Source organism: Agrobacterium sp. NPDC090283 (genome assembly GCF_044769685.1).
Lineage (GTDB): Bacteria > Pseudomonadota > Alphaproteobacteria > Rhizobiales > Rhizobiaceae > Agrobacterium.
Genome location: NZ_JBIVYG010000004.1, coordinates 148,364 through 169,104, shown reverse-complemented (window position 1 = coordinate 169,104; position 20,741 = coordinate 148,364). Strand labels below are relative to the sequence as shown.

At 60.8% G+C, this 20,741-nt stretch carries 22 protein-coding genes; 16 read left to right on the top strand and 6 right to left on the bottom strand.

The genetic code is table 11. The features are described 5' to 3' along the window. Positions 1-7: 7 nt before the first annotated feature. Complete coding sequence (locus ACIQUH_RS08145; RefSeq protein WP_400813586.1) at positions 8-1,048, bottom strand: LacI family DNA-binding transcriptional regulator; 1,041 nt, start codon at positions 1,046-1,048, stop codon at positions 8-10. A gap of 148 nt (positions 1,049-1,196) precedes the next feature. Here ACIQUH_RS08145 and ACIQUH_RS08140 point away from each other — a divergent pair, with 148 nt between their 5' ends. From ACIQUH_RS08140 to ACIQUH_RS08110, 7 genes are all read left to right on the top strand, one after another. Next, complete coding sequence (locus ACIQUH_RS08140) at positions 1,197-2,162, top strand: substrate-binding domain-containing protein (protein ID WP_400813585.1); 966 nt, start codon at positions 1,197-1,199, stop codon at positions 2,160-2,162. Positions 2,163-2,260: 98 nt separating this feature from the next. Continuing rightward, positions 2,261-3,265, top strand: coding sequence for an ABC transporter permease (locus ACIQUH_RS08135; RefSeq protein WP_181423961.1), 1,005 nt, complete (start codon positions 2,261-2,263; stop codon positions 3,263-3,265). Positions 3,266-3,274: 9 nt separating this feature from the next. Beyond that, a complete protein-coding gene (locus ACIQUH_RS08130) occupies positions 3,275-4,096 on the top strand; it encodes an ATP-binding cassette domain-containing protein (protein ID WP_400813584.1) in 822 nt (273 codons plus the stop codon). Between the two features lie 23 nt (positions 4,097-4,119). Further along, positions 4,120-5,022 carry a sugar phosphate isomerase/epimerase family protein gene (locus tag ACIQUH_RS08125; RefSeq protein WP_400813583.1) on the top strand — a complete coding sequence of 301 codons (903 nt, stop codon included), beginning with the start codon at positions 4,120-4,122 and terminating at the stop codon, positions 5,020-5,022. An 82-nt stretch (positions 5,023-5,104) separates the two neighbouring features. Beyond that, complete coding sequence (locus ACIQUH_RS08120; protein WP_400813582.1) at positions 5,105-6,277, top strand: Gfo/Idh/MocA family protein; 1,173 nt, start codon at positions 5,105-5,107, stop codon at positions 6,275-6,277. 83 nt (positions 6,278-6,360) lie between these two features. After that, positions 6,361-7,302, top strand: a complete 942-nt coding sequence (locus ACIQUH_RS08115; protein ID WP_400813581.1) for a sugar phosphate isomerase/epimerase family protein — start codon at positions 6,361-6,363, stop codon at positions 7,300-7,302. Positions 7,303-7,357: 55 nt separating this feature from the next. Then, complete coding sequence (locus ACIQUH_RS08110) at positions 7,358-8,287, top strand: sugar phosphate isomerase/epimerase family protein (protein ID WP_400813579.1); 930 nt, start codon at positions 7,358-7,360, stop codon at positions 8,285-8,287. Between the two features lie 33 nt (positions 8,288-8,320). Here ACIQUH_RS08110 and ACIQUH_RS08105 read toward each other — a convergent pair whose 3' ends face one another. The 5 genes from ACIQUH_RS08105 to bioB are packed head-to-tail and all read right to left on the bottom strand — an operon-like array spanning position 8,321 to position 13,452. Further along, a complete protein-coding gene (locus ACIQUH_RS08105) occupies positions 8,321-9,307 on the bottom strand; it encodes a beta-ketoacyl-ACP synthase III (RefSeq protein WP_400813577.1) in 987 nt (328 codons plus the stop codon). Between the two features lie 56 nt (positions 9,308-9,363). Beyond that, positions 9,364-10,659: an adenosylmethionine--8-amino-7-oxononanoate transaminase gene (locus ACIQUH_RS08100; protein WP_400813576.1), complete on the bottom strand. Its 1,296-nt coding sequence runs from the start codon at positions 10,657-10,659 to the stop codon at positions 9,364-9,366. Then, positions 10,656-11,294 (bottom strand): dethiobiotin synthase, encoded by a 639-nt coding sequence (gene bioD, locus ACIQUH_RS08095; RefSeq protein WP_400813575.1) that lies wholly within the window; start codon positions 11,292-11,294, stop codon positions 10,656-10,658. The genes ACIQUH_RS08100 and bioD overlap by 4 nt, the downstream gene beginning before the upstream one ends. Beyond that, positions 11,291-12,436: an 8-amino-7-oxononanoate synthase gene (locus ACIQUH_RS08090; RefSeq protein ID WP_400814007.1), complete on the bottom strand. Its 1,146-nt coding sequence runs from the start codon at positions 12,434-12,436 to the stop codon at positions 11,291-11,293. The genes bioD and ACIQUH_RS08090 overlap by 4 nt, the downstream gene beginning before the upstream one ends. Next, a complete protein-coding gene (gene bioB, locus ACIQUH_RS08085) occupies positions 12,433-13,452 on the bottom strand; it encodes a biotin synthase BioB (RefSeq protein ID WP_400813573.1) in 1,020 nt (339 codons plus the stop codon). Before bioB ends, ACIQUH_RS08090 begins: the two co-directional genes overlap by 4 nt. 234 nt (positions 13,453-13,686) lie before the next feature. On the opposite strand from bioB, the gene ACIQUH_RS08080 reads away from it, so the two are divergent. The 9 genes from ACIQUH_RS08080 to ACIQUH_RS08040 all read left to right on the top strand — a co-directional run bounded on the left by ACIQUH_RS08080 (position 13,687) and on the right by ACIQUH_RS08040 (position 20,659). Then, on the top strand, positions 13,687-14,133 hold the full coding sequence (locus ACIQUH_RS08080) for an acetyltransferase (protein WP_400813572.1): 447 nt from the start codon (positions 13,687-13,689) through the stop codon (positions 14,131-14,133). 99 nt (positions 14,134-14,232) lie between these two features. Continuing rightward, positions 14,233-15,132, top strand: coding sequence for an AraC family transcriptional regulator (locus tag ACIQUH_RS08075; protein ID WP_400813571.1), 900 nt, complete (start codon positions 14,233-14,235; stop codon positions 15,130-15,132). Between the two features lie 83 nt (positions 15,133-15,215). After that, complete coding sequence (locus tag ACIQUH_RS08070; RefSeq protein ID WP_400813570.1) at positions 15,216-16,145, top strand: hypothetical protein; 930 nt, start codon at positions 15,216-15,218, stop codon at positions 16,143-16,145. A gap of 96 nt (positions 16,146-16,241) precedes the next feature. Further along, positions 16,242-16,652 (top strand): hypothetical protein, encoded by a 411-nt coding sequence (locus ACIQUH_RS08065; protein WP_400814004.1) that lies wholly within the window; start codon positions 16,242-16,244, stop codon positions 16,650-16,652. A gap of 86 nt (positions 16,653-16,738) precedes the next feature. Next, on the top strand, positions 16,739-16,969 hold the full coding sequence (locus tag ACIQUH_RS08060; RefSeq protein WP_400813569.1) for a hypothetical protein: 231 nt from the start codon (positions 16,739-16,741) through the stop codon (positions 16,967-16,969). Next, a complete protein-coding gene (locus ACIQUH_RS08055) occupies positions 16,966-18,441 on the top strand; it encodes a TolC family protein (RefSeq protein ID WP_400813568.1) in 1,476 nt (491 codons plus the stop codon). Before ACIQUH_RS08060 ends, ACIQUH_RS08055 begins: the two co-directional genes overlap by 4 nt. Positions 18,442-18,455: 14 nt before the next feature. Beyond that, complete coding sequence (locus ACIQUH_RS08050; RefSeq protein WP_400813567.1) at positions 18,456-19,805, top strand: multicopper oxidase family protein; 1,350 nt, start codon at positions 18,456-18,458, stop codon at positions 19,803-19,805. 54 nt (positions 19,806-19,859) lie between these two features. Further along, positions 19,860-20,351 carry a plastocyanin/azurin family copper-binding protein gene (locus ACIQUH_RS08045; protein ID WP_400813566.1) on the top strand — a complete coding sequence of 164 codons (492 nt, stop codon included), beginning with the start codon at positions 19,860-19,862 and terminating at the stop codon, positions 20,349-20,351. A gap of 23 nt (positions 20,352-20,374) precedes the next feature. Beyond that, positions 20,375-20,659: a copper-binding protein gene (locus tag ACIQUH_RS08040; RefSeq protein ID WP_269347402.1), complete on the top strand. Its 285-nt coding sequence runs from the start codon at positions 20,375-20,377 to the stop codon at positions 20,657-20,659. The last annotated feature ends 82 nt before the right edge of the window (positions 20,660-20,741 follow it).

Below are 20,741 nucleotides of genomic sequence, written 5' to 3'. Positions count from 1 at the left end.
TGTCGACCTAGGTCCAGATGCTTTCGGGCGTCAGAATTTCAAAGGGAACGATCCGTTGTTCGACGGAGGACGAATCTCCGTTTTCGATGCGCCGTAACATCACATCGATCAATTGCTGCGGCATCCTGTCGAGGGGAAGCGGCAGCGAGGCGGTGATCAGCCCTTCGTTGAGGCCCTTGCGCGTTTCCGGACCGATATCGTTACAAACGATCTTTATGCCGCGCTGTTTCTCTGCAGGCAGTTCCCGAAGTGCCCGCAGAACGCCCGATATGCCACCGCCATTGACGTAAATTCCCCTGAGCCCGGGTTCGGCGGCGATCATGTCGCGAACAATGACATAAGCATTTTCCGGCTCCTCGTGGGTCAACAGCGTTTCTGCGACCTGCAATTCAGGTGTGTTCTCGCGCATGTAGGAGCGGAAACTCGCATCCGAAACATCCTGACACTGGTAACGATTGCTGCCGATAAGCGGCACGACCGTCCCCTCGTCCTTCACCGTCTGGCTGAGGAACCATGCCGCCGTGCGGCCGCGTTTCCAGCTATCGGTTCCGACAAAACCCGCCCGGCTTGCCGCCGACAAATCGGATACATAAGTCACCACGGGTACGCCCCTGCCACGCAGCTCATCGATTGCCTGGCTGACAAGCGGATGATCGGCCGTCACCACCGCGATTGCGCCGCAGGATTGCCCCATCTTCAGGAGATTGGCGGAAACGGCCTCGGGTGAAAGATCGTCCTCGAAAACGACGTCCGGCTCGATGACGCTGTCCGGCCTCTGGCGTGCAGCGGCGACGATCCCTTCCGCCCAAAGCCGATAGAGCGGCCGATGGGATTGCTGCAGCAGGAAACCGAGCCTGTAGTGGGGCATGGCCTCACGGCGCCGGTCCTTGATGGTGCCCAGACCATAAAAACCGATTTCCTCCGCCGCCTTGAGAATTTGGTCGATCGTATCCTGGCGCACGGCGGTCGAACCGTGCAGCAACCGGTTGACCGTGGAGATGCTGACGCCAGCGGCCTTGGCAAGATCGGTAATGGTCGGTCGGTTCATGGCGCCTCACAATCGTATCATCCATGAATGACATGGAATGATACGAAATGCAACATTAAATGAAATATAAATTCCATTCCTATGAAAATGAAAGATATAAATCATCTTGTCATTTTGGCCCATCGGGAGAATGGGCAGGGAGGAAACAATGGCATATTTCAAGAAATTTCTCATCGCGGGTGTCGCATCGCTGGTGATGGCGTCCGGCGCATTTGCGGCCAATATTGCCGTTGTCGGCGGCAAGAACGACGATGCGTTCTGGAACCTTATCAAAAAGGGGCTGGATGACGCACGCCTCGTGGTCGAGGCGAATGGCGGCAAGGTCAATTATCTCCGCCTGCAAACCTACGACAATTTTGCGCCCGATGTGGTGCAGCTGATCCAGACCGCCATCAGCCAGAAGGTCGATGGTCTCGTCATTCCGAACTGGGTACCGGAAGGCGAAGACCCGGCGATACGCGAAGCCATCAAGGCCGGTATCAAGGTCATTCTCATGAATGCCGGGGGCCATGAAAAGGCGAAAGAACTCGGTGCGATCAATTATGTCGGCTCCGACGAATATCTGGCGGGTGTGGCCGGCGGCGAATATTTCGCCAAACAGGGCAAAAACAACGTCATCTGTGTCAACACCGTTCCGGGCGCCGCCAATCTCGAAGCTCGATGCAAGGGCGTTCTGGACGGCATCACCAAGGCCGGCGGCACCGGCAAGCAGCTGCCGCTGCCCGCCACCAGCTTCGGCGACGCCACCGCCGTGGCTGAAGCAATCAAGGCGACACTGCTTCAGGACGGCAAGATCGACGGCGTTCTGACCATTTCCGCCGGTGATGCGGATTCGGCCGCCATCGGCGTCATGCAGGCCGGCAAAACCGAAACGGCCCTGCTCGGCACATTCGACCTCAACCAGTCCGGCCTCGACCGCATCAAGGACGGGACACAGGGTTTTGCAATCGACCAGCAGCCCTATCTGCAGTCGCTGCTGGCGGTGACGCTTCTGGCCTCGGCCATCGATTTCGGAACCGACCTGCCGACCGCACCGGTGCTGACCGGCCCCAACATCGTCGACAAATCCAACATCGAGGCCACGCTTGCGGGCGTCGCCAAGGGTGCGCGCTGAGCAATGATCCACGCTTTGTCCCGATCCCGATAGCCGGGCTCGGGACAAGCGGACAGGGACATCGACGCAAAACCCGGAATCTATCGTGGAGTAACGACGTGAAAAATCTCTCTTTGGGCGACCTTCTGCGCCGCCCGGAATCAGGCGCCTTTCTCGGCCTTGTTTTTGTTCTTGTCTTCTTCGTTGTCTTCGGCAGCATCGAATTCCTGAAACCGGCGGGCGCCGCAAGCTGGCTGAATGTCGCTGCCAATCTCGGCATCGTCGCCATTCCCGTCGGCCTTCTCATGATTTCCGGCGAGCTGGACATTTCCATCGGCGCGATGATCCCGGCCGGCGCACTGACTGTCGCCATCATCACCGGTTATTATGGCATGCCGATCTGGCTCGGCATCATCGGTGCGCTTGGCCTTGGGGTGCTTGTCGGGCTGATCAACGGCTTTCTGGTCATAAGAACCGTGGTGCCATCCCTGATCGTCACCCTCGGCACGCTCTTTGCCGTGCAGGGGCTGATCCTCGGTTTTTCCGTGCTGCTGACCGGCACGACCAGCGTGGCGCTGAGCCCGGCGCAATCCGGTCCGATCGCAAAATTCCTGTTCGGACAGTTCATCGGCGGCAGTTTTCAGGTCAGCATCGTCTGGTGGCTGCTGCTGACGGCGATCTATATCTTCTACGTCCATTATTCGCCCTTCGGAAACTGGATCTTCGCCATGGGCGGCGACCGGGTGAGCGCCCGCAACGCCGGCATTCCCACCGACAAGCTGACGGTCACGCTTTTTGTCCTGTCCTCCGTCAGCGCCTCCTTCGTCGGTGTCTGTCAGGCGATCCTCTTCAATGTCGCCCAGGTTTCGGCCGGCATGACCTTCATCTTCAACTCCATCATCGCGGTCGTCGTGGGCGGGGTGCTGCTGACCGGCGGTTTCGGTTCGGTGATCGGCATTTTTCTCGGCACCATCACCTTCGCCATCGTCAATCAAGGCATCTATTTCACCGCGTTTGACCGCAACTGGTCGAGCCTCATCATCGGCGTCATGCTGCTGCTCGCGGTGCTGATGAACAACACCTTCCGCGTCATGGCGCTCACCTATTCACCGAAGAAGAAGTGAGGCGGGACCATGACCACACCCATTCTCGAACTCAGAAACGTCAACAAGTCCTTCGGTCCCATCGATGTTCTGCACGATATCTCGCTGAAGGTGCGCGCCGGCGAGGTGCTCTGCCTGCTGGGCGACAACGGTGCTGGAAAATCCACACTGATCAAGACACTGGCCGGGGTTTATCAGCCCAGTTCCGGTGAGTTGCTGATGGATGGCAAGCCGGTTCATTTCGACGGGCCGCGCGATGCGCAGCGCATGGGCATTTCCACCGTGCACCAGTTCGGCGGAACCTTTCCGCTGATGAGCATCGGCCGTTCCTTCTTCATCGGCGCAGAACCCACGAAAGGCTTCTGGCCCTTCCGGATTTACGACCGCAAGAAGGCCAATGAAATCGCGGTCAAGGCGGTGCAGGAATTCGGCATCACCCGCATCGATGACGGTGACCGCCTGATCGGCGGGCTTTCCGGCGGCGAGCGGCAATCGCTCGCCATTGCCCGCGCGGTGCATTTTGGCGCACGCGTTCTGATCCTCGATGAACCAACGGCGGCGCTGGGCGTGAAACAGGCATCGCACGTCCTGCGCATCGTGCTGGAGGCGCGCAAGCGGGGCATCGCGGTGATCTTCATCACCCATCAGGTCACCCACGCCATCGCCGTCGGCGACCATTTCGCCGTGCTTATTCGCGGCGCGGTCGCCGCCAATTTCCGCAAGGGCGAAAAATCCCGCGAGGAGATCACCGACCTGATGGCCGGTGGTGAGGCGCTCGCCGATCTCGGCGCAGAGGTGGAGAATTACATGGCCAGCCATGGCGGCCATCCGCCGCAGCAGCCATCGAATTAAGACAGAGACAAGGATCAAGACCGATGAAAATCGCCATCGACCCCCACATGCACCGTTTCACCAGCCTCGATGAGCTGCCCGCCAAGGTGAAGGAACTCGGCTTCGACTGGATCGAACTTAGCCCGCGCGCCGATTTCCTCGAATGGTTCAAGGCGCCGCGCGTCTTTCCCGAGCGCATCCGGTCCTTCAAAAAGGCGCTGAAGGAGGCCGATGTCGGCATCGCCTCACTGTTGCCGATGTATCGCTGGGCCTCCAATGACGAGACCGAGCGGCAGGCGGCGGTAAAACACTGGAAGCGCGCCATCGAGATCGCCATCGAACTCGAGGTCGACACAATGAACTCCGAATTCGGCCGCGGACCGCATCCCGACAAGGGATCATGTTATTGCTGCCATACCGGCTCGATGATCGAGGCCTGCGAGGATGCCTGGTGGCGCTCCATGGAAGAGCTGGTACCGATCTTCGAACGCGAAAACATCAACCTGCATGTCGAGCCGCACCCGGAAGACTGGTGCGAAACACTGCAGCCGGCGCTGGATATCATCCGCACCGTCAATTCGAAGAATGTCAAATTCCTCTATTGCGCGCCGCATACCTTCTATTTCGGCGACGACACCAAGGCGATGCTGCGTGAAGCGAAGGACGTGCTGGCGCATGTGCATGTGGGCGATACCTTCAACCACAAGGCCAGCTCCGGGCTTCGCTATATCCTCAACCCGCCGGGCACGCAGGCGCGGGTGCACCAGCACCTGAATATCGGCCAGGGCGAAGTGCCGTGGGATGACTTCTTCAGCACACTCGCCGAAATCGGCTTCGACGGCATCATGACCTCCTGCGTCTTCGCCTGGGAGGACAGGGCGGATGAATCGAGCCGGTTCATGCGCAGCAAAATGCAGGACTATATCGACCTCTACTTCAAGAAATAACGCGGCAAACCGGCGCTGAAGCTGAGGCGGACCCTGCCTCCGGCCACGGCCATTGGCAACATCAAATGGAAAGACGACCGACATGATCAACGGAGAAAGACTGATTTCACGCCCGCTGCGCTGGGCCATGGTGGGCGGCGGACGCACGGGACAGGTGGGCTACAAGCACCGCACGGGCGCCCTGCGCGACGGCAATTACCAGCTCGTCGCCGGCGCATTCGACCTCGATGCCGAAAGAGGCCGTGACTTCGGCGTCAATCTCGGCGTGGCGGCGGAACGCTGCTATGCGGATTACAAGGCGCTGATTGCCGGCGAAACGGCGCGCGAAGACGGCGTGGACGTCGTCTCCATCGCCACCCCCAATTTCACCCACTACGAGATCACCAAGGCCTGCCTTGAAGCGGGGCTGCATGTGATCTGCGAAAAGCCGCTATTCTTCACCGTGGCCGAATGCGATGAAGTGGCGCGGCTGGCCGAACAGAAGGGGCTGATCGTCGGCGTCACCTATGGTTTTACCGGGCACCCGCTCGTCCACCAGATGGCGGCCATGGTGAAAAAGGGAATGCTGGGCGACATCCGCATCGTCGACCTGCAATATACCCACGGCTTTAATGCCGGTGACGATGTCGGCGCGGGCGAGGCCGTTAAATGGCGCACCAATCCCCGCACCGCCGGCCCGACTTTCGTTTTGGGCGATATCGGCACGCATCTTTATTATCTCTCGGAAGTCGTGCTGCCGCATATGAAGGTGGAACGCCTGCTCTGCGACCGCAAGGCCTTCATTCCCACCCGCGCGCCGCTGGAGGATCACGCCACGGTTCTGATGCATTACGACAATGGCGCACGCGGCCGCCTCTGGGTCTCCTCCGTCAATGCCGGCAATATGGGATCGCAGCGTTACCGTTTCGTCGGCTCCAAGGCTTCGCTCGAATGGTCCGATTCCCATCCAGACCAGCTGATCTACGAGGTTCAGGGTGAACCCGGCCGCATCCTGCACCACGGCATGCCCTATCTGGAACAGGAAAGCCTCGCCATCGACCGCATGGGTGCGCTGCATACAGAAGGTCTCGGCGACAGCTGGTCGAACATCTATCTATGGATCGCCCAGGCAATCGACGCGGCAAATCGCGGTGACAAGGCCTTTCTGACGACCCACCACTATCCCGGCATCACGGCCGGCACCGAAGGTGTTCGCTGGCTGGAAAACTGCGTGCGCTCAGCCGATGCCGGCGCCGCCTGGGTCGACTTCGCATAACCAGATTGGGGGCGCGCCGGACCACTCTCCCGTCCTCCTCTTCCTCATGCGCGTCCCCATGCCCTTTTTAGAAAGACGATACGATGAAACTCGCGATTTGTACTGATGTCATGGCGAACCTGCCGTTCACCGATATGCTCGACAAATGCGTCGCGCTCGGCGTCGAGGGCATCGAAATGACCGGCGGCGGCTGGTCCAGCGGTCCGCATTTCCGCGCCGACGAACTTCTGGCGGACAAGGGGCTGCTCAAATCCAGGCTCAAGGAAATCGAGGCCCGCGGCCTCGAAATCGCCGCGCTGAATTGCTCCGCCAACCCGCTCGATCCGGGCGACATGGGCAGGCGCCACCTGAAGGAAATGCAGGACACCGTCCGGCTGGCGGGCGAAATCGGCGTGACGAAGATCGTCACCATGTCCGGCCTGCCGGAGGCAGCACCGGGCGACACCGTGCCGAACTGGCTCGTCTACACCAAGAGCTGGCCGAACGAGATGCCGGAACGTGACCGTTACCAGTGGGAAGACCGCGCCTTTCCGCTCTGGCACGGGCTCGTGAAGCTCGCCAAGGAAGCGGGCGTCGAAAAATATGCGCTCGAGAATTTCTCGGCCATGCTCGTCTGGAACCCGGAGACCCTGTTTCGCCTGCGCAATGAGGTCGGCCCGACGGTCGGCATGAACCTCGATCCGTCACACCTGATGTGGATGGGGGCCGATCCCATCGCCTCTGCCCGTGCACTCGGCGGCGCAATCCACCATTGCCACGGCAAGGACACCCGCATTGAACGCGGGCTGGCGGATGTGAACGGCCTGTTGGAGCTGAAAGAGGTGACTGACGTCGCAAACCGCAGCTGGAACTATGTGGCAGTGGGCGCCGGCCGCGACCTGCAATGGTGGAAGGAATTTTTCTCCGTGGTGCGCATGGTCGGTTACAATGATTGGGTGAGCCTGGAAATGGAAGATTTCACCATGTCCACCGACGCTGGCATCCAGTCCTCCATCGATGCCCTGCAAGCCACCATCAGCCGCTGATACCCGCTCCGGGCCGCAGAAGGTGGCCCGGCGTCAATTGCGCCACGAGGATGCCATGACCAACCCGATCACCATCACCACCGCTCCCTGCTGCTGGGGGGTCGACGACGTGAAAAATCCGCATTTGCCCGATTGGGAAAGGGTGCTGGACGAGGCAAAGGCCGCCGGCTTCGGCGGTCTGGAACTTGGTCCCTATGGCTATCTGCCGCTCGATCTCAGTCGCGTTTCCCAGGCGCTGGACGAGCGCGGTCTGAAGATCGTCGCGGGCACGATCTTCGACGATCTCGTCTCACCGGGAAACCGTGACAAGCTGATGCGCCAGACCGACGATATCTGCGCGCTGATCACCCACCTGCCGAAACCGGAAACCCATGCCGGCCAGCGCTTTGCCGCGCCTTATCTGACGGTGATGGACTGGGGTCATGACGAACGTGATTTCGCCGCCGGACATTCCGCCCGCGCGCCACGCCTCGATAAAGCCACCTGGAACGGCATGGTGGAGAACATCCGCGCCATTGCAACCCTCGCTCGCGACAAATATGGCGTGCGCGCCACCATCCATCCCCACGCCGGCGGCTACATTGAATTCGCTGACGAGTTGCAGCAGATCGTTGAGGACATTCCCGCCGATCTGGCGGGCCTGTGCCTCGATACCGGCCACATGGCCTATTCCGGAATGGACCCCGTTGCCACACTTCGCAAATATTGGGACCACGTCGACTACATTCATTTCAAGGATATCGACGCCAAGGTTTTTGAAGAGGTTATGGCGGAGCACATCCGCTTCTTCGACGCCTGCGCCAAGGGCGTCATGTGCCCGATCGGTCGCGGCTCGATTAATTATCCGGCCATCCGCGGCCTTCTGACGGAACTAGGCTATGGCGGCTATATCACCATCGAACAGGAGCGCGATCCACGCAATGCCGGCAGTATTCTGGCTGATCTGGCGGCCAGCAGGGCGTTTCTCGCGGAAAATGGATTCTGAGCCAAACGGGCATCGTGACCCATGCCCGGCAGTTCACGCGCGATAAACGACCGCTCCGCCCGTCATACCGGCACCAGCCGCCGTCAAAAGCAGGGTTTCGCCTTCCGCAAACGGCCGTTCGGCATTGGTGACCGAGAGCGAAAGCGGGATGGTTGCGGCGGAGGAATTGCCGAAGGTTTCTATGGTGCGAACCGTCTTTTGCCTGTTCATGCCGAGATTGCCGCAGACGACGTCGAACATGCGGGCATTGGCCTGATGGGGCACGAAACGGTCGATATCGGCGGCCGTCATTCCGGCTTCGTGCAGCACCCTTTGCGAGGTCTCGGTCATCAGCGTTACGGCACGGGAGAAGACCTCGCGGCCGTCGCGCATCGTCATCAACGCATCTTCGGCAGGCATACCGGCGGAGAAAGGCTGGCTGCTGCCTCCCGCCGCTATCTGGATCAGATCGTAACCGCCGCCATCCGCAACGAGATCGGCCGACAAAAGCCCACGGTACCCCTCTTTTGAGGGCTTGAGTACGACGGCGCCGGCGGCATCGGCAAACAGGACCGCGCTTGCCCTTTCCGCCGGATTGATACGGCGGCTCAATATATTGGCGGCAACGACGAGGACGGCGCGGCCGTGCGTGCGGACAAAGCCATCCGCAAGGGTGAGCGCGTAAAGAAAACCGGAACAGGCCCCGGCGAGATCGATCGCGCCGGATCTGGCGAGGCCCAGCCCGTGTGCGAGCAGCGGCCCCGAGGGCGGCAAAAGATGATCCGGCGTGGAGGTCGCAAGCAACGTCAGCGCAATGTCGTCGGCGTTGATTTCCGCATTTTCCAGCGCCATGCGGCCGGCTCTCGTGGCAAGGCCGCTCAACGTATCGCCCTCTTGCGCCCAATAACGCGTGCGGATGCCGGTTCGCCGCTCGATCCAGCCGGTTTCCAGCCCGAGACTGGCCTCTATCTCGGCATTGTCGACACATCGTGACGGGACGGCATGACCAAAACCAGCCATGCGGGAAGAACGGGTCTGCATTGTCAGGACTTTCGGAGACGTTTCTGGAATATGCCGGACATGGCCGCGCCCCGTTTTCACGCGATGCCGACTGCATGCGATTTTAGCGATGGGGGTTCGGTGACGATCCCGGCCACCTCATCGATGGCGTCAAAGGCTCTGCCCAGATCTTCCGCCGTCGAACAATAGGGCGGCATCAGGTAAAGCACATTGCCGAGCGGGCGGATGACGAACCCGCGCTCGCGGAACAATTGCCGCATGCGCGGTCCCGCCTCGGCGAGATAGCCACCGGCCGGCACCACGAGGTCGAGCGCCACGATCGTCCCCATTTGCCGGATGCCGGTGAACCGCCGGTCATCGGCAAATCGCCTGAGATTGTCGCGCAGCATCTGTTGCAAATGCCCAATGCGCGCGCGCACCGGCTCATCCCGCCAGACCTGAAGATTGGCGACGGCGGCAGCACAGGCAATCGGATTGGCCGTATAGGAACTGGAATGGAAAAAGGTCCTGCGGCGATCCGTCGAAAAATGCGCGTCGAAGATTTCCCCGCTGCACAGCGTTGCTGCGAGCGGCAGCGAGCCGCCGGTCAGGCCCTTGGAAGTGCAGAGAATATCCGGCGACATGCCTGTCTGTTCGCAGGCGAACAGGGTTCCGGTTCTGCCCCAGCCCGTCATCACCTCGTCAGCAATGACGAGGCAGCCATGGCGTTCGGCGATCCGTTTCAGCCCGGCCAGAACATCCGCGCCGTATATCTTCATGCCGCCGGCACCGAGCACGAGCGGCTCGATCAGCAGGGCGGCGACACGGCCTGAACGGCAGAAGCTCTCGAACATGTCCAGCGTGTGCTGTTCGCCGCCCGCTTCTGGAAAGGCCAGCCGGTCGACGCCGAAAAGCAGCGGTTCATAAGCGGCATTGAACACACCGCGCTCACCGGTCGACATGGTGCCGATGGTGTCGCCGTGATAGCCATGTTCCATCACCACGATACGGTCGCGCTTTTGCCCGCGATTGTGGAAGTAACCGAGCGCCATTTTCAGCGCCACCTCAACCGCCGTCGAGCCGCTATCGGAATAGAACACGTGGCTTAACCCGGTGGGCGCAAGCTCGATCAGCCCGCTCGCCAGCGTTTCGGCGGGCTCATGGGAGAATTCGGCGAAAATGACCTGGTCGAAGGACTCGGTCGCTGCGCGGATGGCCGACATGATCGCCGGATGCCGGTGCCCGTGGGTGATGACCCACCAGGATGAAATGCCGTCGAACAGGCGATTGCCGTCCTCATCGATGAGAAATGCGCCTTCCACTGATACGACGCGTTTCATCGGCGGTTCCAGCCCATGCTGGGTGAAGGGATGCCAGACAGGGGAACGGCTCATGCCGGCGCCTCCAGAAAATCAGCGAGATTGAAGTGTTGGGCAAATGCCTGATGCAGTGCCTCTGATGTCATCTCCGGCAGGCGTGGCAGACGGCCGAGCGGGCGAACGGCGCCGATATTGGCGATGACGCGCTCATTTTCCCGGTTCTCGTCGCCGATGAAGACCACGCCCTGCACCGGAATGGCGCGCTGCCGCAACGCCTCGAGCGAGAGCAGCGTGTGGTTGATGGTGCCGAGCGAGGTCCTTGCGCAGAGGACAAGCGGAATTTGCCAGCGGGCGAAGATATCGGCGAACAACACCGTGTCCGTCAGCGGCACCAGAAGCCCGCCTGCCCCCTCGATGACAAGAGGCCCATCCGTTTGCGGCGGCAGCAGAAGCGCGGGATCGATCGTTACATTTTCGAGGCGGGCGGAAAGATGCGGTGAGGCCGGCATTTTCAGGCGATAGGCCTCCGGCAGGATACGCGCCCGCGGCGCGCCACCCAGCCGTTCCACCGTCTCGCTGTCTGTTTCTTCCTCCAGCCCGGATTGCACCGGCTTCCAGTAATAAGCCCGCAGGGCGTGGGTCAGCGCTGCGGAAAAAACCGTCTTGCCGATGCCCGTATCTGTGCCGGAGATGACGAAACGAAGGCTCATCTCCGTTTCTCCTCCAGCGAAAGGGCAAGCAGCCCGACCAAAGCGGCGATCTGGTTCTCATCCACATTGAGCGTGATGGCGACGCGTAGGCGCGCCGTGCCCTCCGGCACCGTCGGCGGGCGGATCGCCCGCACGTCGAAACCGCCCTTCCGCAGATGCGCGGCGATACGAAGCGAACGGGCATTCTCCCCGATCATCACCGGCAGGATCTGCGAGCCGCTGGGCGCAACGCCGAGCCGGGAGCGAAGTTCTTCGCCGGCAAAGTTTACCAGCTCCGCCAGCCGCAGGCGTCGCCAAGGCTCATCGACGATGATGCGTAGGGCTTCCCGAACCGCCGCCGCCATCAATGGCGAGGGTGCGGTCGAATAGATGAAACCGCGGGCGCGGTTGACGAGATAATCGGCGAGAACCGCCGGCAGGCTCAAAAGCGCACCGGAAAGACCAAGCGCCTTGCCGCAGGTATGCAATGCCACCACATTGCCCCGGCCTTCCAGTTCGGCGGCGAGACCGCGCCCGCCAGGGCCGAACACGCCGGTGGCATGCGCCTCGTCGACGACAAGGAAGCCTTCGTGTTTCTCGGCAAGATCAGCCAGGGCAGAGAGCGGAGCGCGGTCCCCATCCATGGAATAAAGGCTTTCGACGGCGATCCACGGACGGCCACGGCCACCCTCCTGCCGCCAGCGGACTATTTCCCGTTCGAATGCCTCGACCTGATTATGCGGCACGGCAATCGCCTTCGCCTTGCCGGCTGCAATACCGTCATGCACGCTGGCATGGATCAGGGTGTCGTGAAGAACGAGGTCTTCCCGCAGCGGCAATGTGGAGAAAAGCGCGACATTGGCGGCAAAACCGCTGCCGAAATAGATCGCTTTTTCCGCCCCGAAAAGCGCCGCCGCTTCCGCTTCCAGCGCCTCATGTTCGGGATGGTTGCCGCGCAACAGCCGCGAGCCGCCGGCCCCTGCCGGCACACCCCTGCCGATGGCGTCGGCAATTGCCGCCTTCAGCCGGGGTGAAGCGGCAAGCCCCAGATAGTCATTGGAGGTGAAATCGATGCCCTCCTGGGGAGCGAGCGAGCGCAGCCGCGATTTACGCTCCAGGCCGGCAAGCTTCGTCTCATAGGGAGAGAGCGCCGCCAGATTCACCGGCACCATCCCGTCTCCGCAGGCTGCAATTCCATTGGCTTCAGGCCCAGACGGCGGAAAAGCGCCGTATCGTGGTCCTCGCCCGGATTGTCCGCCGTCAGCAGCGTCTCGCCGATGAAGATGGAGTTGGCGCCGGCCAGGAAACAGAGCGCCTGTGTCTCGTCACTCATCTCGGTTCGCCCGGCCGAAAGCCGCACATGCGAACGCGGCATCAGGATGCGCGCCAGCGCGATGGTGCGGACGAAATCGATCGGATCGACGGGATCGGCCTTGGCAAGCTTCGAGCCGGGGATCGGGATCAGCATGTTGATCGGCACGCTTTCCGGCGGCACCGGCAGATTGGCGAGCGTCACCAGCATCGAGATCCGGTCTTCCACCGTTTCCCCCATGCCGAGAATGCCGCCGGCGCAGACCTTGATGCCGGCATCGCGGACATTGGCAAGCGTTTCCAGCCGGTCCTCGAAGGTGCGGGTCGTGATGATCTCAGAATAAAACCGCTCGGAAGTGTCGACGTTGTGATTGTAGTAGTCGAGACCGGCATCGGCCAGTCGTTCGGATTGCTCCGGCGTCAGCATGCCGAGCGTCATGCAGGTTTCCATGCCGAGCGCCTTCACGCCCTCGACCATGGCCACCACCGCCTCCATGTCGCGCTCCTTGGGGCTACGCCAGGCCGCACCCATGCAATAACGCGTCGCCCCGCCTTCCTTCGCCTTGCGCGCCTCAGCCAGCACGCGCTCCACTTCCATCAGTTTGGAGGCCTTGAGGCCGGTGGGGTTGCGGGCAGACTGGCTACAGTAACCGCAATCCTCGGGGCAGCCGCCGGTCTTGATGGATAGAAGCCGGCTCATCTGGATAGCATTGGGATCGAAATGACAGCGATGCACCTGCTGGGCACGGAACAGGAGATCGTTAAATGGCAAATTATAGATAATTTTGGCTTCTTCGAGCGACGAACTGTGCCGGAAACCCGGAACAGGCACTGGATTTCTGTCGATTTGCGTGGCGATCTGGTCCATCCGTCGATCTTTCCCTCAAAATAAATAGATAGAAGTTCTTTTTATCTATTTTTTTCGAGCCGCTTTTTGCAAGCACTTTTTTCGAGAAAAATTTTTCTGAAGGAAAAATGGCTGCATAGGCGAGGATCGGCATCGCCGGGTTTCAATGCTGAAACTCATTGAATACGCACGTGCTCACGGAAAAGATCGGGCCGACCCATGGCGAGAAAACTCGGCACTTGCTAAGGGTGGGGCATGATCACATTTCGTCCCTCCGAGAGCCGCGACGCTTCCCGCATCCTCGACATATGGAGCAAAGCAGTCGACGCCACCCATGACTTCCTTCTGCCGGCGGACCGCGCCGCGATCGGGGAGGAAGTCAAAGCGTTTTTGCCGCAGGCTCCTCTGACGCTGGCGGTCGATACTTCGGATCAGGCCCTCGGCTTCATGTTTCTGCATGAGGGGCATATGGAGGCACTTTTCATCCATCCGGACCATCGCGGCAAAGGCATCGGCAAGGCTCTGGTCCAGAGGGCGCTTGCGCTCCACCCCGCATTGACCACTGACGTCAACGAACAGAACGCCGAGGCTATGGGTTTTTATCGCCGTCTGGGGTTCGAACCGACGGGACGCTCCGATCTGGATGGACAGGGGCGACCCTATCCGCTCGTTCATCTTCGATTTCGCGCATCGGAAAAATAGGCCACCGGGACCGTCGGGGAGGATCAAGTCACGAACACCATAGTCCGCTTCGCAACCGACGATTTTCTGCCCGAACACCGCTTCGACCAATGGCGCGAAGTGCGCGGCAAGAGCCTGTTTGGCGTGACGATCGAGCTTGCACGGGATCTCCGCCGCAGCTTCAGGGGTTCGTTTCAGGCGCATGCCGTTGCCGGCGCCGTCGTAACCGAGATGCGCGCTTCCTCTTACCGGGTCAACCGCACCGAAGCCGATATTGCCCGCATTGCCGGCGACAGCCTCTGCATCGGCCTGCAGGTCAGGGGTTCGGGATTTCTGCATGCCGGCAGGGATCAGGTGCACGCCGTCGGCGGCGGCGATATCACCATCAACTATTCCGACTTGCCCTATGACGCGATACCGGGAAACGAGGCGGATTTTCACTATAAGATGCTGAAGATCCCCGTGGATTACGAGGTCATGCTCGGTCAGGCCACCGATGACCTGTTTGCGACGCGTTATGCGGAAAACAATAGTTTCTCCCTGCCCTTCCGGGCCCTTTTCAGCGCGCTGAACGCCGACCCCGGCAGGCTCATCGATCCCGCGCGCGATATAACGCATATCGCCCGGCTTGCCATGACGGCGCGCGGGCGGCTTTCGCCCGCCATGCCCGAGGTGCGCGCTGCGCTCAGGACCGGGCTCTGTTATGCGGCACAGGACATCATGATGCGGAAAAAATCCCGGCAGAACCTCACCCCTGCCGCCGTCGCGAGGGAACTGGGCATTTCGCTTCGGCAATTGCATGTGGTTTTTGAGGGTGCGGAACTGTCGTTTTCCCGCACGCTCTCCTCCATGCGGATCGAGGAAGCGAGGCGATTGCTGCTGGCGTTCCCCGCCTTGCCGGTCACCCAGGTCGCCTATGGCTGCGGCTTCGACAGCCTTGCCACTTTCTACAGGGTATTCGCCGGCACCTATGGCATGACGCCCGGTGACGCCCGCGCTGCGGATATGCCGCCGGCTTAAAATTTTACCTCTGCGCGCAATGAGAAGACGCGCCATTTCAGCTCCTGTAAGGCCCGTAGACCATCCCATTCCGGAGCGCGGCCATGACCAATTTTTTCGACTTTGCGATTTCCCAGTTACCGGCCGCGACAGCCGATCGCCGTGGGCCAGCACCCTGCGAGATAGAGGCGATGCTGCAGAAGGAACCATTCGCAGCCGCGTTGCGCCTGCTGGCGGGAAGTTTCATCACCCTCTACGAAGGCTCGCCCGGAATGACCGCGCTTTTTGCGACGCGCCAGAACCGGCTTCTTTGCCACGCGCTTCTGGCGCTCTATTTTCAGAAATGCGGCGCCTGTGAAACCGCAGAGGGAGAGGCCGCCCTGACACGTGAAGATTTCGGCCATCTGGCGCTCCGGCATGGGCTCGCCAGCCATGGTGTGGCTTATGCGTTCTTCAAAGAGGCGCTGAAACGCGGGCTGACACAGCCGGCAGATGCCACCGAAGAGCAAGCCGCCGGCGTCGTTCCTTCACCGCCGGCTCTCGCCATGCTGGCGCAATGGTACGACGTACATTTTCAGGCGCTGGACCTGCTCGACGAGGGCTTCAGGGCATCACGTTTCATCAAGCGGTCGGAGGCCATGCTTCCACATATCCACCCCCGCGTATCACAGGCGTTTCTATCCCATCCGGAGGTCCGCTGCCCCGGCCCGCTTTCCATCATCTTCAACTGGTTCGATGCGGGCGGACTGCTGATGGACCGCCTTATCGCCGGCATCGACTGGGAGAGGCCGCCCGAACAGGGCAGACGTCTGACCGACGTGGAAACCGTGACCCAACTGGCCACACCCCTCTCCCTGTCGCGTATCCATGTCGGTCGCAAGCTTGCGGCAGCCGAACTGATCGGCGGCATTGGCTGGAGCGGACGGCGCGGTCGCTCCGCACTGTGGATATCGCAGGGTTTTTACGAGGAATATGCCCGCATGCAGGCCCGCAAGCTGCTCATTCTCGATGAAGCCTTCATCGGTTTTGTATGATAAGGAAGCGACATTCGGCCTCACGACGAGATTTTCATCAATGGTTATGAAGTATATCCATTGACAAATCACAGGACTGCGGCTTTTCTAAAGAACATGCGTGAAACGTTGCGAGCATCGAAATTGCTGGCCCTGTTGTTCAGACTGGTGATGATCCTATCACTGGCGGGATACAGCGTTTCCACCGTCAATGCCGCAATGCATGGTCCCGACACCGGGGGAATGCGGCACGATCAATCCGCCATGATGGATCATGGCAAGATGATGGATCATGGCGGTTCCGCCATGATATCAGACAATCATGATAACCACGACATGGCCGACAATGACAGCGGCGCCAAAAAGCCCGCGAAGCCGCAATGTTGTGGCGATTTCTGTCTCGGCATGGCACTTCTGATCGGCCACGACACCATTGGCACGCCTGTCGTCCGCAGCATCCGTGCCTTCCTCGATGACAGCAAGGTGCCGGGCCAGAGCCCGCTGCTGCACCGTCCGCCTAATATCTGAACAGGCAGAGCCCGCCTTGGGCAATGACCGTGCGTGAGCGGCTTTAGCGCCGCCGCGCCGTTGCATCTCCTGTTCGGAAAACACCCATGAACCCAATCCATATTGTGGTTGCGGCGCCCCTGCTTCTGGGCGGCTGCACAGCCACATCCATGATGAATGACGCCGCCTCCTATGACGACGCGGCAAACCCGACGCTTGGCGTCGCCCCTCCCCGCTACCAGACCCCGGTCTCGGGTTATACCGCCCGCATGCCGGTCGATCCAAAACCCTGGCGTGACCAGAACGATGCGCAGGCTCCGAAAGGAGACGCATCATGACACGCCGGGCATTCAAACTCGGAGCAAAACTCGCAGCGGTCCTGTCCCTGCCGGTTTTTCTCAGCGGCTGTGTCACAGCCGCACAATATGCCTCCCGCGATGCCGGTTTCAGCAATGTCTCGGCAAAGACGTCCGAGGCGACCGGAAAGCAGACAGTCTGGGTGCAGAACCGGGCCGAAGCGCAGGCAACACAGGCCCGCGTCAAGTCGCTGATGGCGGCCAGCAAGACCCTTGATGTCGAGACGGCGGTGCAGGTGGCGCTTCTGAACAACAAGGGCCTGCAGGCGGCCTATGCCGGTCTCGGTGAATCCGCTGCAACCGCATGGCAATCGACCTTGCTGGTCAACCCAACGGTCGGCATAGGGCTGACGGGGATCGGCACGCCGGGTCTCAGGGCCTACAGAACGATTGAGGGTGTCATCGCCACCAATATTCTGGCGCTCGCCACCCTCAAAAAGAATGTCGAAATTGCCGATACCGGTTTCCGCAAGGCGCAGCTTGGCGCCGCGCTGAACACACTACAGCTGGCGGCGGATACCCGCCGCGCATGGATCAACGCTGTTGCCGCCTCCGAAAATGTCGGCCAGCTGGCGCAGGCGCAGACCGCGGCGGATGCCGCCTCGGAACTCGCCAAAAAGCTTGGCGAGTCGGGCTCGCTCAACAAAGAAGGCCAGGCCCGCGAGCAGGTCTTTTATGCCGAACTGACCGGCCAGATCGCCAAGGCGCGTCTGGAAGCCCGCCTTGCCAAGGAGGAACTGACGCGGCTGATGGGACTTTGGGGAGCGGATATAGAATACGGCATCCCCAATCGCCTGCCGTCGCTTCCCAAGGCCCTGGCCAAACGTGACATGATCGAGGCGGAAGCCCTGCAACGCCGCGTCGATCTGCAGATGGCCAAGCTCGATCTGGAGGCGACCGCACGGTCCTTCAAGCTCACCGAAGCCACTCGATACGTCACCGATCTCGGCCTCCGTTCCGGTTTCGAGACCGAGCGAGAAAGGGATGAAGACGGCATCAAGAAACAGACCACCGGCCGCGCGGAACTGGAATTCGTCATTCCGATCTTCGATTCCGGTCAGGCCCGCATGCGGGAATCCGAACTCGCTTATATGCGCGCCGCCAATCTGCTGGCGGAAAAGGCCGTCAATGTCCGCTCGGAGGCCCGCTCGGCCTATCAGGCATACCGCTCGAACTACGATATCGCCCGGCATTACCGCAACAGCGTGGTGCCGCTTCGCACGAAGATCGAGGAAGAGTCGCTGCTGACCTATAACGGCATGCTCACCAACACTTTCGAGCTGTTGGCCGACAGCCGCGAAAAGGTCAATTCGAACCTGCTCGCCATCGATGCCAAACGCGACTTCTGGCTCGCCGAAGCCGGTCTCGCCCCCGCCATTTATGGCGGCGGCGCGGGCGCGGCTGGCGGAGAGACCGAGGTTGCCGCCGCTTCCGGCGGCGGTGGCGGACATTGAGAAAGGAAAAGACCATGTTCAATAGAAGACAACTTCTGGGCGTCAGCGCCGCGATGGTCTCCTCGGCGGCCTGGGCGAAAACCTCCAACAGCAGCCTGCCCGAAGCGGCGGTGATGGAAACGGCGGCGACGCAGACGCCGGTGAAGCCAACCACCGGCCCCGATTACAATCCGGTCGTCACCCTCAACGGTTGGACCCTGCCCTTCCGGATGAACAACGGTGTCAAGGAATTCCACCTTGTCGCCGAGCCGGTGGAGCGCGAAATGGCGGAAGGCATGACCGCCCGCCTGTGGGGTTATAACGGCCAGTCGCCCGGCCCGACCATCGAAGCCGTCGAAGGCGACCGGGTGCGTATTTTCGTCACCAACAAGCTGCCGGAACATACGACGATCCACTGGCACGGCATGATCCTGCCGTCAGGCATGGACGGCGTCGGCGGTCTGTCGCAACCGCACATCCCCGTCGGCAAGACCTTCGTTTACGAGTTCGACCTCGTGAAATCAGGCACCTTCATGTACCATCCGCATTCGGACGAGATGGTGCAGATGGCGATGGGCATGATGGGCTTTTTCGTCATCCATCCGAAAGACCCGACCTTCATGCCCGTGGACCGCGATTTCGTGTTCCTGCTCAACGCCTTCGATATCAATCCCGGCGCTTCCGTCCCCAAAATCATGACGATGACGGATTTTAATCTGTGGGCATGGAACAGCCGGGTCTTTCCGGGCATCGATCCGCTGGTGGTTTCCAAGGATGACCGGGTGCGCGTGCGCGTCGGTAACCTGACCATGACCAACCACCCGATCCACATGCACGGCTACGATTTCGAGGTGACCTGCACGGATGGCGGCTGGGTGCGGCCGGAAGCGCGCTGGCCGGAGGTCAGCATCGATATCCCCGTCGGCGCCATGCGGGCCTATGAGTTCGACGCCAAATATGTCGGCGACTGGGCGATCCATTGCCACAAGTCGCACCATACGATGAATGCCATGGGACATGACGTGCCGACCTTCATCGGCGTCGACAAAAAAACCGTCACCGAAAAGATTCGCAAGGTCCGGCCGGACTATATGCCGATGGGCACCGCCGGCATGGCCGACATGGGCGCGATGGAAATGGAAATCCCTGAAAACACCGTTCCCATGATGACGGGCTGGGGTCCGCACGGCCCGATCGAAATGGGCGGCATGTTCTCCGTGGTGAAGGTTCGCGAAGGCATCTCCGCGGGCGATTACTCAGATCCCGGCTGGTACGAAAACCCGCCCGGCACCCAGGCCTGGGAATGGACCGGCGCATTGCCGGATACGCAGAAAAACACCGACCCAAAAACGCAGATCACGCCGCAACCGATGAAACACGGCTGAATACGACCCAACCCCCACCAGAACTCAACCCCATTAGAACCAAGGAACAATGACATGACCAGACTGAAACTTGCACTGCTCGTTGCCGCCTTCGCAGCGCCAGCTATTGCCACGCCGGCCCTTGCATCGGGCACCCACGGCGGCGGCCATGAAGCGATGGCGATCGGTGAACCCGGCGACAAGGCGAAGGTGACCCAGACCATTCAGGTTACGATGAAGGAAACGCCCGACGGCAAGATGATCTTCACCCCCGCCAAGTTCGAATTCAAGAAGGGCAAGACTGTGCGTTTTGCCGTGAAGAATGCCGGCGAACTGGACCATGAATTCATTCTCGACGAACAGAAGGCCAATCTGGAGCACAAGGCCGCCATGGAGAAGGCTCCGGAGATGGAGCACGACAATCCGAACGCCATCAGCCTCGCGCCCGGCGAAAGCGGCGAAATCATCTGGAAATTCACCAATGACGGCATGTTCGAATTCGCCTGCCTGAAACCCGGACATTACGAGGCCGGCATGCGCGGCGATCTCAAAGTTTCTGCAAAGTAATCCAGCAACAAAGGACTCTGATCATGAAAACCATCGTTAACATTACCCTCGCAGCGGCACTTTTGCTCACCGCACCCTTCGGCGCCTTCGCCCAGGAATTCACCAAGGGCACGGTGAAGAAGGTGGATGCCGCCGCCAAGAAGGTCACCATTACCCATGAGGAGCTGAAAAACCTCGACATGCCAGGCATGACCATGGTGTTCCGCATCAAGGACGACGCCCTCCTCGCCAAGCTCAAGGAAGGCGCGAATATCGAATTCGTCGCCGAACGCGCCGACGGCAAGCTGATTGTCGCGCAGGTGAAATAAGGCCTCTGCAGCCAGTCCAAAGAAACAGAAAGGGCAGCGGTTTCCGTTGCCCTTTCGTTGTTGGCCGATGGGCTTGCTGCGG

What these genes read in the sequence shown, in the direction of transcription:
- ACIQUH_RS08145 (WP_400813586.1), bottom strand. Translation starts at nt 1,048, where the DNA reads ATGAACCGACCGACCATTACCGATCTTGCCAAGGCCGCTGGCGTCAGC.
- ACIQUH_RS08140 (WP_400813585.1), top strand. Translation starts at nt 1,197, where the DNA reads ATGGCATATTTCAAGAAATTTCTCATCGCGGGTGTCGCATCGCTGGTG.
- ACIQUH_RS08130 (WP_400813584.1), top strand. Translation starts at nt 3,275, where the DNA reads ATGACCACACCCATTCTCGAACTCAGAAACGTCAACAAGTCCTTCGGT.
- ACIQUH_RS08125 (WP_400813583.1), top strand. Translation starts at nt 4,120, where the DNA reads ATGAAAATCGCCATCGACCCCCACATGCACCGTTTCACCAGCCTCGAT.
- ACIQUH_RS08120 (WP_400813582.1), top strand. Translation starts at nt 5,105, where the DNA reads ATGATCAACGGAGAAAGACTGATTTCACGCCCGCTGCGCTGGGCCATG.
- ACIQUH_RS08115 (WP_400813581.1), top strand. Translation starts at nt 6,361, where the DNA reads ATGAAACTCGCGATTTGTACTGATGTCATGGCGAACCTGCCGTTCACC.
- ACIQUH_RS08110 (WP_400813579.1), top strand. Translation starts at nt 7,358, where the DNA reads ATGACCAACCCGATCACCATCACCACCGCTCCCTGCTGCTGGGGGGTC.
- ACIQUH_RS08105 (WP_400813577.1), bottom strand. Translation starts at nt 9,307, where the DNA reads ATGCAGACCCGTTCTTCCCGCATGGCTGGTTTTGGTCATGCCGTCCCG.
- ACIQUH_RS08100 (WP_400813576.1), bottom strand. Translation starts at nt 10,659, where the DNA reads ATGAGCCGTTCCCCTGTCTGGCATCCCTTCACCCAGCATGGGCTGGAA.
- bioD (WP_400813575.1), bottom strand. Translation starts at nt 11,294, where the DNA reads ATGAGCCTTCGTTTCGTCATCTCCGGCACAGATACGGGCATCGGCAAG.
- bioB (WP_400813573.1), bottom strand. Translation starts at nt 13,452, where the DNA reads ATGGACCAGATCGCCACGCAAATCGACAGAAATCCAGTGCCTGTTCCG.
- ACIQUH_RS08080 (WP_400813572.1), top strand. Translation starts at nt 13,687, where the DNA reads ATGATCACATTTCGTCCCTCCGAGAGCCGCGACGCTTCCCGCATCCTC.
- ACIQUH_RS08070 (WP_400813570.1), top strand. Translation starts at nt 15,216, where the DNA reads ATGACCAATTTTTTCGACTTTGCGATTTCCCAGTTACCGGCCGCGACA.
- ACIQUH_RS08065 (WP_400814004.1), top strand. Translation starts at nt 16,242, where the DNA reads ATGCGTGAAACGTTGCGAGCATCGAAATTGCTGGCCCTGTTGTTCAGA.
- ACIQUH_RS08060 (WP_400813569.1), top strand. Translation starts at nt 16,739, where the DNA reads ATGAACCCAATCCATATTGTGGTTGCGGCGCCCCTGCTTCTGGGCGGC.
- ACIQUH_RS08055 (WP_400813568.1), top strand. Translation starts at nt 16,966, where the DNA reads ATGACACGCCGGGCATTCAAACTCGGAGCAAAACTCGCAGCGGTCCTG.
- ACIQUH_RS08050 (WP_400813567.1), top strand. Translation starts at nt 18,456, where the DNA reads ATGTTCAATAGAAGACAACTTCTGGGCGTCAGCGCCGCGATGGTCTCC.
- ACIQUH_RS08045 (WP_400813566.1), top strand. Translation starts at nt 19,860, where the DNA reads ATGACCAGACTGAAACTTGCACTGCTCGTTGCCGCCTTCGCAGCGCCA.
- ACIQUH_RS08040 (WP_269347402.1), top strand. Translation starts at nt 20,375, where the DNA reads ATGAAAACCATCGTTAACATTACCCTCGCAGCGGCACTTTTGCTCACC.